Raw genomic sequence first — 13,363 nt, forward strand, 5'->3', positions numbered from 1 at the left:
TCGTCCTGCTTATTTTCCTATTTTACCCGACATATCGGTTTTCACTGCCTCCAAGTTTTTTTCAAATTGCTCCAATATTTTGGTAGAAGCCGTTTTTATTTCTTCCTTGTTCTTGAAGAACATGCCCACATAGCCTTTTTTGGAAGCTATTTGTACGGCTAATGCAGGGATAACTGCTAAAGCTGAAAGAATACCGACGATGGCTCTGACAACTACAGGAAAGTCATGCCAACCCCGATGTTCAGCCAAAATTGGTTTGGCCTTCTCAAGCGCCTCATGACACTCTTTTGCAAAATTTTGAAATGATTCAGCTGTGATTTCGCTAAAGAAAAATTTATTTCTCGCATAGGCTAATTGAGAGCTTAATAGTTCAATTGCTTGTCTTGCAGTAGACGTGGAGTAATAGTTAAGTTTAAATTCTGCTGCTTTTATTTGTATTTTTTCAAGCAACTCATTAAATTGAGCTTGATAAGGAAGCAGTTGATCTAATAGTTGTTGCTGAGCAAACTGTTTCGTGGTGCGTTGGAAATCGTCCTCACTAACCTTTAATTGGGGGCAATGCTTTTGAAACATCTCCACTAATTTTAAATCGCCGCCCTCTATAGCCCGAGTTAAGTGGGAAGCATCAAACCGATTCTTATACTCAGGATCTGCTGCAAAATTTCTTTCCATTTGTTCATGATAATTATCAAATAAAGTCAGTATTAATGCTGAATTCAGAGGATCTTTCTCATTTAGGGCTTTAGCCCATTGCATAGCCGACCTTCCCATGGATGTTTCACTGCGGCTGTATTCATAATTCCAGGGAGCTCTTGTTCTGACATGAATATTGGCGCCTGCGTCCATTAAATATTTCACGACCTCTGCTTTCCCAGTTAAACAAGCCCAAAGCAAGGGGGTTTGTTTAAATTTATCTTCATATTCCAGTAATTCAGGCCTATGTTGAAGGATGAGTTTCACTTGTTCCAAGTCACCATCCCTCGCTGCCAGATGTAAATTCTTACCTTTAATATATCGGCTATATTCAGAGTCTGCACTAAGAAATGCTTTAACTAAAGCAGGGTCCTCATTTAAGGCAGTAACAAACGCATAAGGAAAAAATCCCTCGTTGCTGTTTTCAATTAAAAGTTGAGCGTGTTGAGATTTTTTTTCTTTAATCGCCTTGACCAAGAGTTCCTGCTTTTGATTGTTGGATAAATTTTTAATATGAGATATAAATTCTTGACGTATTTTTGGATCGGTTACATTTTTGGTGAATAAAGATTTTATCTGCTGAAAAGCACGGGATTCTTTGACATAGGCTTCGCGCTTATTGTAAAAAATCTCGAAATGCGAAGCAGAAACCTCTTTTTGCATTTTTGGACTGTTTATATTGGTATCTTCAGTAATGGGTGTGGTACTCCAGCAAAGACGACTACCCATAACAATATAGTGTGCATTGTCCAGTGATTGTGTGGTGCAGGCGATTCGTAATTCATCAAAATGATCGGCATCAATATGAGCCATAGCGATTTCATAAGTTGCATCAGCAACGGATTGATACTCCTCAGCGGATAAATAAAATCTATCACGCATCATGTTCATGAACTCTTTTTCATTCGTACATAACTGGGTTATCAGATGATGTAATTCGTTTTTATCCTGAAAAATTTTAAGGAAACTCTGTGCGCTCTCTTTATTTTTAATACGCAGTTTTATAGCACATAAATAGAGAAAGGTTTGTAAGGTAAACAACTGGAAAGTAGAGGTTCGCTGCAAGTTAAAATTTTGCGGATCCGGATTTCTTTCTTGATAGCCTGCAAGGGCCAATTGATAGATAATCTCAAACGTTTTTTGCTTAACTTCTGTTGGTTCCTGAAGTATGTTGGCTTGTTTAAATATCGATTGAATGGCTTCTATCCTGTTTTGCTCAGTCCAGCTCTCATGCGTCTCATCGTCATCAGCAACGTAAACAAAGGGCCAATTTTCTTCCATGTTTTTAAAAATTTCCGGTATTTGTTCTTTTAATGAAGGATCTTCTTTTCGCATCGCTTCATAAATTGCGATAAATAATTGCTTGGGGTTTTCATCTTCTCCACGTAAAAAAGCCTGACCTTCCGAGATGTTTTTAATAATCCTGGCAATTAAAGATATTCTGTCTACTTTTGCCGCAGTTTGAATATGAAATAATGCTTCGAGGCAATCCTCAAGCATTTCTGCGGGTATTATTTTTTGGTAAGCTTGAGCCGTATTACCAGACAGACTCATTATATTGGGTAGATCCAAGTGTCTCCAATAATCAGGTATAACGCTAACAATAAACTCACCCTTAGAAACAAAAATTTCATCGCTGTGCTCTAAATCATACTGCATTATCTGATGACCAGGATTTTTTATTTGAAACTCATTTGCTTTTTGCTGGAAATCATAAAGATTGCTTATTATTGTTTGCAGAAACTGTTGTTCATCGACTGTTATTCCAGAAAGGTTGTTCAGGTTATTTAATTCCCGGATAAGCGCAGGGAACAAATATTCAAATGCACTAGCATCTAACGCTCCAAAAAACTTTCTTCTTTCCAAATCAGATTTACAGGTATTATCGCCAAATAAATAAAGAGAAACATCTTTAGAAAAATTGTCAGTAATTCTTTGTGCCCCGGTTAAGGGTACAATAATAGAAAGATCACCCAACATATCTATGTGAATAAAAGGATATTTTTGAAGCAATTGACTTAAGCTGTTTTTAAAGTTCATGGCGTTATTTCTATGTTCGGTAGACCCCTCTTATTTACAGAGTATAGATAAAATACATTAAGAAATAATTAAGTTCAAATTGGTCAATATGTATTCGACATGCGCATAAAAAACTATTGGGAGATTGCTATTTGTGTAGATAGGGAAATTAAAATTGCCTTTCATTCTTAATTTAATTTTTAGTTTGGAGAAAAATGGCTGGATGATAGTTAAATAATAGTATTCATATATGAAGTGCTTTAAACTTATTCAATGGTACCGAGAAGAGGACTCGAACCTCCACGGGGTCACCCCCACTAGCACCTGAAGCTAGCGTGTCTACCAATTCCACCACCTCGGCATGGTCGCTAAAATACTCAAGATTGATAACGCTGTCAATTGTTCGTTAAAAATATTATGCAGCGGGTGCTGCGCGCTGCTGTTTCTGGAGCTCTTCAATCTCAGGGATTATATCTCTTTTAAAAGCATGCAGGTTTTTTTCTGCTTTCGAAGCAAATAAACCCGGCTGATAGGCTTTTTCGCTTCCGGTGAGTAACTTGTGTAATGGTTGAATGAGTTTAGTTTCAATAAACTGAAATAATTCTTTTAAAATCGGTATGGAATCTGTGAGTTTGGATAAATTGGTCGCAGAAAGTTGTTCTTTCACACTTTGATCCAAGTATTGAAGGGTTTCCTGGTTAATGCCAATCATCTCGGCAAGAAAGCCCTTTGCTGTTGTTAATTGCTGCTTGAGATTTGTAGTATCTCTTTTTGCTTGAAGCACTTCCTCTATTCTTTCTTTTGCTGAAGTTAATCTTGCTGTTACCTCAATAAAAGGAATTTTTAACTTTTTTAAAAACGCTATTCGTTCATCCTGCGGGTTATTTTTTTCTATCCTTGTTATTTCTTCTTCTATTCTCTGACAGATTTTATCCGCTAGTTTTATCTTAGGTTCCAATAGATTCTCATGTTGTTTTAACTTAAGGCTAACCAACCTTAGTTCTTTTATCCAATTTTGATGCTGAACATACGCTGCAATCGCTTTTTTATTCTCCTCAAGGATTTTTAAATTATTTTGCAGTTGGCTTAATTTTACTGGAGTCATAGTTGATAAATTAGCTGCGAGATTGGTTGTAAGCGTTTGTTGTGTCAAATTATAACTCTCAACCGTTGCTTTAATGCTAAGAAGTGGATATGCAGTTGATGCATATGTGAAAGAATGGTTCTCAATAGGGATTAATGGATAGTGGATTAATTGCTCTTGCAACGCTTGTACTTCTTTGGCTATCTGGCGTCTCTCTTTAGTATAGTTTTCTATAAATTCCTCAATAGCTGCGCGACTGTCGTGAAGTTTTACCAGCTCGGCTGTATAGTTAATAGCAGCATATCTTGTTTTAGCATCACCGTGGGCAAACGCACTTTTAATCCTTTGCTGTGCGATATGATAGTCATTCAGTGTCTTATTCCAGGACTCTTGACGGGGATATCGCTCTCCTTTATAGGTAAAATGGTTGTCAGTAAAAAAGAGTTCGGGAAAATCTCGTAGGAATGTTTCTTGGAAGCTCTTTAAATCTTCTTGTCGCATTTGAACGCTTGTGACGGCAGAAGCATTCATTAGTAAATGGTTTAAATGCACTATAAATTCTGGCTTATCAACATTCATTTGGAAATTAAAATTAATTGATTCTTTAAGCCTAAGGTAATAGGGCAATGAATTTCTCTTGCCAAATGCTGTTTCCAAGGCTGCACGTTGGAGGCAATATTCCAAATCTTCACCAATGGCTTCTTTTAAAGTTTTTTGATACTCAACAATTACTTTAACTAGCTCCTGTGCAACTTGCTCTTTTTCCTTGAGTTGTCGAAGTAATTGCTCACGCTCTGTTTTAACGGCGGTGCGCTGACTGGCATTGTCACTCCAATGTAACGTTGTAACGGGGATGGTAGGTTTAAAAGAATCCGCTGAAAACGTTAATTTAAAGTGATAATTTTCGTTCACTAGTAGCTCTTTAAAGCGATCAGACAAAGTCCCATGCTGTCTATGGGTAACCACTAATTGATAGGTTGCTTCTAAGTTATTATAAATATTTTGCAGAATTGTTGTTTTTTCTGCGATGGTTTGATCTTGAGTGATAATTGTCAGGCGATCTTCTATTAATTTGCAAATTTGCGTAACCGCAAAGGCTTGGTCATTTAGCTCATAAAGTAAATTTGCCAAATGAGTATATATTTCTTTTGTTATTATTCTATGTTCGGAGTTTCTGGCTATCTTCTCCATTTCTTGGGAAATAAGATTGGTTTGCGAGAGCAGGAGCTCAAGCTGTTTCAGGTCTTCGTCCAGCATTTTTTGGGTTGATGCATCACATTGCAACAGTTGGAATCTTAGTGCGCTGACCTGATTTTTTAGACTGACGTAGAGTTCTGATGCTGCTTGCTTCTTATTATAAAAGACCTGTTCTTCACGTCGTTCTGGGTATAAATCTTTTTCAATGATAGAAAGATTGTGATGCAATGTGGCAAGATTGACTGCACAGTTATGTAAAATTTGATTGCGTTTTTCCAATAAATTATGGCGCTGTTTCGAATTTGCTGGCGATGCATTTTGCCTTAGCTCGTCTAAACGAGCATCAATAGCCTGTAATTTTTCTTGTAAGTCTTCATTGGCTTTTTGTACTTCTGCCCATAATTTTTTTGCTTGCGTATTGATAGTAACAGCACGGTATGTAATTTTCTTAAAACCTGCGATTTCTGCGGTATATTTAAGTTCATCGGAGATTCTGTATCTGCTATTAATACCCTTTGCCAGAGGTAAATTATCAGCAATGTTAGTCTTTTTTACTTTTAATTTTGCATTTTCAGGCTTTGCCTCTTTTACACCATTACCCATGAGCGGTTTTCAGCCAGTTGGTTGTTTGTATTTTGATTATAGAGATCATTAATTAAGCATTTATTAACAGAAGTGTTAAGATTAGGTAAAATTGATTAAGAATTTCAGATAATATGAGAGAACATCTTATTAATAGGGTTTTTCTTTATTACTTATGCGATTCCTGGACTTTTTACAGAAATGCGTCGACTGGTATTTTGCCAGCCTCCCCAGAAAAAAACCCGACGACTTCTTAATAGAGAACGCTCGCCTTATTGCTCATCGTGGTGCTCATGATGGAAATAAACGTATTTTGGAAAATACTAATGAAGCCTTTGCACGCGCTTTAGAACTTGGATGCTGGGGCATTGAATTTGATATACGAGAAACTGCTGATGGAGTATTAGTCGTTAATCATGATGCTACTTTAAAACGCTTGTGGGGAAAGAATGTTGCTATTAAAAAATTAACTTTTCCAAAGTTACGTCAAATAGTGCCGCAAATCCCTAGTTTGAAGGAAGTGGTAGAAAATTATGGCAAGCGGATTCATTTCTTTATTGAACTTAAAGCCCCATTCTCGGCAGAAGCACAATTGGTTGAGATATTGCAAGCGCTTACACCTTGTGAGGATTATCATTTACTCAGCCTTGATGAAAACATTTTTGCTTCTTTCTCGCAATTTCCTAAAGAGGCACTACTACTCGTTGCGGAGCATAATAATGTAAAAAAATTTTGTGAACTCAGCTTGCAAAAACAATATGGGGGGGTGCTAGGGCATTATGCGTTGATGAATCAAAAGACACTTAAACAATTGCGTGCAGAAAAGAAAATAATCGGTGTGGGCATGGTGAATTCAAGGTTTAGTTTATATCGAGAATTAAATCGTGGAATTGCGTGGTTATTTAGTAATAATGTTGCCGCTTTAAGCTATTGTCTGCAACGATTGAAAAATACTCTCCACGATTAGGAGCTATTGTCATGCCAAGAGATCTTAATCGTGGAATAAATAACACTTAACCAGGATAAACCATCTCTTCAGGCTTCACATATTGCTTAAATTCTTCGGCCGTTAGAAAGCCCAGCTTTACAGCAGCTTCTTGTAATGAAATATTTTCATGATGAGCCGTTTTTGCAATTTTAGCCGCTTTGTCATAGCCAATATGTTGGTTAAGAGCGGTTACCAGCATCAGTGAATGTTGAAGGTAGTAATCAATTGTTGCCCGATTTGCTTTTAGTCCATCAACACAAAATTCTTGGAAAGAATGACAGGTATCTGCCAATAAGTTCAAGGAATGCAGAAGGTTAAAAATAATGACTGGTTTAAACACATTTAATTCAAAATTACCTTGGCTTGCAGCAATAGCAACCGTCGTATCATTTCCAATTACTTGTGCACAAACCATGGTCATTGCTTCACACTGAGTGGGATTAACTTTGCCCGGCATAATGGAGGAACCAGGTTCATTTTCGGGTAAAATTAATTCACCAATACCGCAACGTGGACCAGAACCTAACCAGCGTACATCATTGGCAATTTTCATAAGCGCACAAGCTAGTGCTTTTAAGCTGCTGTGAGCCATCACCAACGGTTCATGAGACGCGAGTGCTGCAAATTTGTTAGGAGCGGAAATAAATGGAAGTTGAGTTATCTTTGCAATATGTTTTGCTGCAGTAACGGCAAATTCAGGATGAGTGTTTAAACCCGTTCCTACCGCCGTTCCGCCGAGAGCCAGCTCATATAATTCGGGTAACACCACTTCAAAACGATGAAGACAGGCATCTAATTGAGCAACATAACCTGAAAACTCTTGTCCTAAGGTCAAGGGGACAGCATCTTGTAAATGAGTTCTGCCAATTTTTACGATGTCTTTAAATTTTTCGGCCTTTGCAGCTAAAGCATCACGCAAGTTACGCACCGCAGGTAACAACTTTTCATGAAAAGCTAAGGCCGCGGCAATGTGCATGGCGGTTGGGAAGGTATCATTGGATGATTGCGACATATTCACATGATCGTTAGGATGAATAGGTATTTTACTGCCTCTTGTTCCACCTGCCATCTCAATAGCACGATTGGAGATAACTTCATTCGCATTCATATTGGATTGGGTGCCACTGCCAGTTTGCCAAACGTGTAGGGGGAAGTGTTCATCTAATTGACCCTTTTGTACTTCTTCGGCAGCTTTGATGATTAAATCGGCTTTATCATGGGGTAATTTACCCAGTTCCAGGTTGGTCAAGGCCGCTGCTTTTTTTAAAATTCCAAAAGCATGAGTCACTTCACGTGGCATAATATCAGAACCAATATTAAAATGATGCAGCGAACGTTCGGTTTGCGCTCCCCAATATTTATCAGCGGCGACAGCAATTTCTCCCATGCTGTCAGTCTCTATACGCGTAGTGCTCATGTTACCGATTCTCCCCATATATAAAAATAAAAATTTTAGCACAGCCCTTTGGTTTAATTCACTTTAAAAATGGCTATCATAGGTAACTCATGAGTCTATAAGTACTCTTAATGCTGAATTCCTATAGTTGAGAGGGTGTCGTGAGAGAAGTTCGTATTTATGAACCTGGTGACTATGCGCCAGATCAGGAGTTTGAATTGTCGGCTGCTGCTGGACAGCATGTTGGTGTAGTCTTGCGCATGCAAGCTGGTGAAAAGATTACTTTGTTCCGTGGTGATAATTATGAATTTGAGGCAGCAATTGTCTCCGTCCATAAAAGAAAAGTGACTGTGGCAATTTTAAATCAACGTTTAGTCAATCGAGAGTCACCCCGCTCAATTCATTTGGCACAGGTGATTTCCAAAGGGGAACGTATGGAAATTGTTATCCAAAAAGCAGTCGAGTTAGGTGTTAGTCGCATCACACCGCTGATATCCGAACGCTCGGTGGTTAAATTAAATGAGGAGCGCATGGGGAAAAAACTGACGCAGTGGCAGGCTATCGCCATTGCTGCTTGTGAGCAATGTGGCCGCAATCAAGTGCCTGAAATTGAACCCATACTTTATGTAAATGATTATTTGCAGCATCCTTTAAGTGCCTTAAAATTTGTTCTTCATCCTGATATGGGGAAGCGTTGGCGAGATTATCAGTTCTCTGCGGATGAATTAACAGTATTGATTGGGCCTGAGGGTGGTTTTAGCACCAAAGAAATCCGCCAAATCTTGGCTTTTAATTTCAACCCCCTAAGCTTGGGGCCAAGAATTTTGCGAACTGAAACTGCTGCCATTGCTGCATTAAGTGTCTTGCAAGCAATTTGCGGAGATTTATAATCTCTGTCAAACTAAGTTTTAGTGTGGATTTTATTTTAATCAATAAAGGTGATTATATGAGTACGAATATTAAAACGGTAACGGATGCCAATTTTGAACAGGAAGTATTAAATTCTGGTAAGCCAGTGTTAGTAGATTTCTGGGCTGAATGGTGTGGTCCTTGCCGTGCGTTAGCACCCATTTTTGAAGAAGTTGCCGCCAGTCATAGCGACAACCTGGTATTTGCAAAAATTAATATTGATGAAAATCCTCAAACCCCTTCGAAATACGGTGTAATGAGTATCCCCACTCTTATTCTATTTAAGAATGGTCAGGTTGAAGCCGTTAAGATGGGTTTACTTACCAAGTCACAGTTAAGTGCTTTTGTAGAAAGTAATGCCTAATCTTGGTGAAAAGAGTGGATCTCTCTGAGAGACTGTGTTAATCTGGTCTCTCAAGTGTGGCTACTTCTCTGGCCGCCACTTTCATAATTCACTTTGCAACTGTATTTCTACCAATACCTGTAGCGCGCAGTTGTGCTAAAATGAATGTTGATACTGGCGAACTTAGGGTTGCCTCTAGGCAGCAGCTTCCCAAGCTGTCCTCCCAATAAATTTTCTCGGAAAAAATTCATTTCGTTTAACAACACATCAAGTGAGAAGTATGAATCTTAGTGAACTTAAGCAATTGCCCATTGCCGATCTTGTCAACATCGCACAGGAAATGGGGGCTGAAAATACCTCCCGCATGCGTAAGCAAGATATTCTTTTTGCTATCCTTAAAGCGCATTCCCATAAAGGTGAAGATATTCTTGGCGGTGGTGTCTTGGAGGTCTTAACCGACGGTTTTGGTTTTCTGCGCTCTGAAGATGGTTCTTATCAGGCTGGTCCTGATGATATTTATGTGTCGCCAAGTCAAATCAGACGATTTGGTTTACGCACTGGCGATACCATAACGGGTAAAATTAGACCTCCTAAGGATAATGAGCGTTATTTCGCTTTATTGAAGGTTGATCAGATCAATTATGATTCACCTGAAAGTGCCAAGCGTAAAATTCTATTTGAAAACCTCACTCCTTTATTTGCTACAGAACGTCTGGTAATGGAGCAAGGCAATGGCAGTACAGAGGACTTAACTGCTCGTGTTGTTGATTTATGCGCACCTTTTGGCCGTGGTCAACGTGGACTTATTGTTTCTCCTCCCAAAGCGGGTAAAACCTTAATGCTGCAAAATATTGCCCATTCAATCGAAAAAAATTACCCGGAATGTTACCTCATTGTTTTATTGATTGATGAGCGTCCTGAGGAAGTAACGGAAATGCAGCGCTCTGTGAAAGGGGAAGTTGTTGCAAGTACTTTTGATGAGCCAGCCAACCGTCACGTTCAGGTTGCAGAAATGGTGATTGAGAAAGCGAAAAGACTTGTTGAGCACAAACGTGATGTGGTGGTACTCCTCGATTCCATTACACGTTTAGCGCGAGCTTACAATACCGTGGTTCCTTCCTCAGGAAAAGTACTGACAGGAGGTGTTGATGCCAATGCTCTGCAACGACCAAAACGTCTCTATGGAGCGGCGCGAAATATTGAAGAGGGTGGTAGTTTAACCATTATTGCTACAGCCCTGGTAGATACTGGTTCTAAAATGGACGAAGTGATTTATGAAGAGTTTAAGGGAACCGGTAACATGGAAATACACTTAAGTCGTAACATTGCTGAGCGTCGTGTATTCCCAGCCATTAATATCAATCGTTCCGGTACGCGTCGTGAAGATCTTTTACTTACACCCGAAGAATTACACCGCACCTGGATTTTACGCAAGATTCTGCAATCCATGGATGAATGCGACGCGATTGAATTCCTGCTTGAGCGCATGAAAAATCACAAAACTAATGCGGAGTTTTTTGAAGCAATGAAACGCCAAGAGTAACGGCTAATAAACTTCGCTCAGGATGACGTGGCTCTGTTAGGGGTGTGGCTCTATAAAGTAGGTTGGGTCGTTTTTCGACCCAACGCAAATGCATGGGTTGCAAGGTTGGGTCACGACACAATCTACCCCTGTCTAAAATAATCAGGACGTCATTTTATAGAATAGTTTATAGGATGGATTGTTTCTGTCTATTACAGCCTGTGCGATAATCAGTAGAATTCTATTTTTAAATAGCTATTATGAAATATGCCGATCTTCGCGATTTTATTGCTCAATTAGAAACCCGTGGCTTGCTAAAACATATTGATTACCCTGTCTCTCCTTATCTTGAAATGACTGTCGTCAGTGATAAGGTGCTGCGAGCGGACGGGCCTGCACTTTTTTTTACGCATCCTCAAGGTTATGACATACCAGTACTAACTAATCTGTTTGGAACAGTAGAGCGCGTCGCTTTAGGCATGGGTGAAGAGTCAATTCATGCCTTACGAGAAGTAGGTCAATTACTCGCGGCTTTAAAAGAGCCTGAGCCACCAAAAGGATTTAAAGACGCATTTGCCAAATTGCCCTTGTTGAAACAAGCATTAAACATGGCGCCTAAGTATGTAAGTTCGGCCCCCTGTCAAACCCATATCTGGGAGAAAGAGGAGGTGGATCTTTTCCGCTTGCCCATACAAACTTGTTGGCCAGGGGATGCAGCACCCTTAATTACCTGGGGCTTGGTAACAACGAAGGGACCTTATCAAAATCGCGAGAATTTGGGTATCTATCGCCAGCAAGTTATTGCCAAAAATAAATTGATTATGCGATGGCTCTCTCACCGCGGAGGAGCTTTGGACTATCAAGCTTGGCAAGAAATTCATCCTGGAGAGCGTTTTCCAATTGCCGTCACCTTAGGTGCTGATCCTGCGACAATATTGGCTGCAGTTACACCAGTCCCTGATACCTTGTCGGAATATGCTTTTGCTGGAATACTACGGGGACAGCGTACTCAACTTATTTCCTGTATTGGTAATAATTTGCATGTGCCTGCTACGGCGGAAATTATTTTGGAAGGTTATCTTGAACCAGGCTTGGAAGCTGACGAAGGCCCTTTTGGTGATCATACAGGCTACTACAATGAAGTCCAATCCTTTCCCGTTTTCACAGTGGAGCGTATCACTCACCGCGATAAGCCCATTTACCACAGTACCTACACAGGACGTCCTCCTGACGAACCGGCTATTTTGGGTTTGGCGCTTAATGAAGTTTTCGTGCCCTTGTTGCAAAAGCAATTTCCTGAGATTGTTGATTTTTATTTACCTCCGGAAGGTTGTTCTTATCGATTGGCTGTGGTAACCATTAAAAAACAATATCCAGGGCACGCAAAGCGAGTCATGATGGCGGTTTGGTCTTTCCTGCGACAATTTATGTATACCAAGTTTGTAATTGTATGTGACGAGGATATTAATGCACGAAACTGGCAAGATGTTATTTGGGCCATTACGACAAGAATGGATCCACTACGTGATACAGTGATGATTGATAATACGCCAATTGATTACCTTGATTTTGCCTCGCCAATTTCTGGATTGGGTTCAAAGATGGGTTTGGATGCCACCAGCAAATGGCCTGGGGAGACTCAAAGAGAATGGGGGAAGCCAATTGTTATGACAAAGGAAGTATTACAACAAGTTGAAGCCTATTGGCCAGAGTTGGGATTAGAGGTATGAACAAACCAATCACTGCTCAGGTCGAGCGGATTACACCACTGACAGACAGTATTTTACAGATCATATTAAAACCTGCCAAATATTTTGATTATCAACCGGGACAATATTTACAAATCATTACTCATAGTGGTGAGTTAAGCTATTCCATTGCTAATGCACCTTTAGGCTCTCACCAGTACGAATTACATATTCGTCATAGCCAGGATAATGTCATTAATCAACAACTCTTGAGTGAAATTAAGCAACATGGTGCTGTAAAAATCCGCGTTCCTCAAGGCAACTGTCATCTAGATAAACTTTCTCCAAAGCGACCTATTTTGTTCATTGCGGGAGGAACAGGGTTTGCCCCGATTAAAGCCATGATTGAACAATTGTTGGCTACAGGTGATAAACGGTTGTTTGAATTATTCTGGGGGGCTCGCTCGCAAAGTGATTTATACATGGATGAAAAAGTGATGCAATGGCAAGCGCATGTAGAGCATTTTCGTTATTTTTCTTTACTTTCCAATACCAGTAAGGAAACATTAGCATCTGTGATTCTTGATCATCATCGCGATGATCTCCAACAATGGCAAATAGTTATTGCTGGGCCATTTGACATGGTTTATGTCATACGCGATGTTTTGCTTGCGCATGGAGTTCCACATAAGCAGTTATTTTCAGATGCATTTGCTTTTGAAGAAATGAAAAGGGGAGAATAATGGAGACGCTGTATCAAATTCTTGGGATTATCGGCGCTGGACTTATTGTCTGGATTTTATATCGAGCTATTAAAGGACGTCCTGAGCAATTTAGTCGCGAGAACTTTAGCAAAAGTTTTGCTACCATGGGAATGCTGGCTTTAATTTTAATCGCTTTTGTCGCTTTATTGGTCTTTATGGTAAGACATACTTAAAATGG

10 protein-coding genes and 1 tRNA gene are annotated in these 13,363 nt (G+C 39.6%); 7 read left to right on the forward strand and 4 right to left on the reverse strand.

The genetic code is table 11. The annotated features are described in order from the left end of the window. Nucleotides 1-9: 9 nt before the first annotated feature. The 3 genes from ankF to clem_RS00320 all read right to left on the reverse strand — a co-directional run bounded on the left by ankF (nt 10) and on the right by clem_RS00320 (nt 5,596). The gene (gene ankF / locus clem_RS00310; protein ID WP_094089780.1) at nt 10-2,733 is read right to left on the reverse strand and encodes a Dot/Icm T4SS effector AnkF/LegA14/Ceg31; all 2,724 of its coding nucleotides are present in this window, start codon (nt 2,731-2,733) and stop codon (nt 10-12) included. Between the two features lie 253 nt (nt 2,734-2,986). Continuing rightward, a tRNA-Leu gene (locus tag clem_RS00315) sits at nt 2,987-3,073 on the reverse strand. Between the two features lie 54 nt (nt 3,074-3,127). Next, complete coding sequence (locus tag clem_RS00320; protein WP_094089781.1) at nt 3,128-5,596, reverse strand: hypothetical protein; 2,469 nt, start codon at nt 5,594-5,596, stop codon at nt 3,128-3,130. 154 nt (nt 5,597-5,750) lie between these two features. Between clem_RS00320 and clem_RS00325 the strand changes: the two genes are divergently transcribed. Then, nucleotides 5,751-6,542, forward strand: coding sequence for a glycerophosphodiester phosphodiesterase (locus tag clem_RS00325; RefSeq protein ID WP_094089782.1), 792 nt, complete (start codon nt 5,751-5,753; stop codon nt 6,540-6,542). 46 nt (nt 6,543-6,588) lie between these two features. Here clem_RS00325 and fumC read toward each other — a convergent pair whose 3' ends face one another. Beyond that, complete coding sequence (gene fumC / locus clem_RS00330) at nt 6,589-7,980, reverse strand: class II fumarate hydratase (protein ID WP_094089783.1); 1,392 nt, start codon at nt 7,978-7,980, stop codon at nt 6,589-6,591. A gap of 140 nt (nt 7,981-8,120) precedes the next feature. Between fumC and clem_RS00335 the strand changes: the two genes are divergently transcribed. From clem_RS00335 to clem_RS00360, 6 genes are all read left to right on the forward strand, one after another. Next, nucleotides 8,121-8,849, forward strand: a complete 729-nt coding sequence (locus tag clem_RS00335; RefSeq protein ID WP_094089784.1) for a 16S rRNA (uracil(1498)-N(3))-methyltransferase — start codon at nt 8,121-8,123, stop codon at nt 8,847-8,849. 56 nt (nt 8,850-8,905) lie between these two features. Continuing rightward, nucleotides 8,906-9,232, forward strand: coding sequence for a thioredoxin (trxA, locus tag clem_RS00340; protein WP_094089785.1), 327 nt, complete (start codon nt 8,906-8,908; stop codon nt 9,230-9,232). A gap of 259 nt (nt 9,233-9,491) precedes the next feature. After that, nucleotides 9,492-10,754, forward strand: a complete 1,263-nt coding sequence (gene rho, locus clem_RS00345; protein WP_058441321.1) for a transcription termination factor Rho — start codon at nt 9,492-9,494, stop codon at nt 10,752-10,754. Nucleotides 10,755-10,993: 239 nt separating this feature from the next. Then, the gene (gene ubiD / locus clem_RS00350) at nt 10,994-12,463 is read left to right on the forward strand and encodes a 4-hydroxy-3-polyprenylbenzoate decarboxylase (RefSeq protein WP_094089786.1); all 1,470 of its coding nucleotides are present in this window, start codon (nt 10,994-10,996) and stop codon (nt 12,461-12,463) included. Continuing rightward, a complete protein-coding gene (locus tag clem_RS00355; protein WP_094089787.1) occupies nt 12,460-13,164 on the forward strand; it encodes an NAD(P)H-flavin reductase in 705 nt (234 codons plus the stop codon). Before ubiD ends, clem_RS00355 begins: the two co-directional genes overlap by 4 nt. After that, nucleotides 13,164-13,358 carry a hypothetical protein gene (locus clem_RS00360; protein ID WP_094089788.1) on the forward strand — a complete coding sequence of 65 codons (195 nt, stop codon included), beginning with the start codon at nt 13,164-13,166 and terminating at the stop codon, nt 13,356-13,358. The genes clem_RS00355 and clem_RS00360 overlap by 1 nt, the downstream gene beginning before the upstream one ends. Nucleotides 13,359-13,363 lie beyond the last annotated feature (5 nt).

Origin of the sequence: Legionella clemsonensis, from assembly GCF_002240035.1 — a bacterium.
Taxonomy (GTDB): domain Bacteria; phylum Pseudomonadota; class Gammaproteobacteria; order Legionellales; family Legionellaceae; genus Tatlockia; species Tatlockia clemsonensis.

Bases quoted from the DNA above. Each gene is read 5' to 3' on its own strand.
- clem_RS00355 (WP_094089787.1), top strand. From the start codon at position 12,460: ATGAACAAACCAATCACTGCTCAGGTCGAGCGGATTACACCACTGACA.
- ankF (WP_094089780.1), bottom strand. From the start codon at position 2,733: ATGAACTTTAAAAACAGCTTAAGTCAATTGCTTCAAAAATATCCTTTT.
- trxA (WP_094089785.1), top strand. From the start codon at position 8,906: ATGAGTACGAATATTAAAACGGTAACGGATGCCAATTTTGAACAGGAA.
- fumC (WP_094089783.1), bottom strand. From the start codon at position 7,980: ATGAGCACTACGCGTATAGAGACTGACAGCATGGGAGAAATTGCTGTC.
- clem_RS00320 (WP_094089781.1), bottom strand. From the start codon at position 5,596: ATGGGTAATGGTGTAAAAGAGGCAAAGCCTGAAAATGCAAAATTAAAA.
- clem_RS00325 (WP_094089782.1), top strand. From the start codon at position 5,751: ATGCGATTCCTGGACTTTTTACAGAAATGCGTCGACTGGTATTTTGCC.
- clem_RS00360 (WP_094089788.1), top strand. From the start codon at position 13,164: ATGGAGACGCTGTATCAAATTCTTGGGATTATCGGCGCTGGACTTATT.
- ubiD (WP_094089786.1), top strand. From the start codon at position 10,994: ATGAAATATGCCGATCTTCGCGATTTTATTGCTCAATTAGAAACCCGT.
- rho (WP_058441321.1), top strand. From the start codon at position 9,492: ATGAATCTTAGTGAACTTAAGCAATTGCCCATTGCCGATCTTGTCAAC.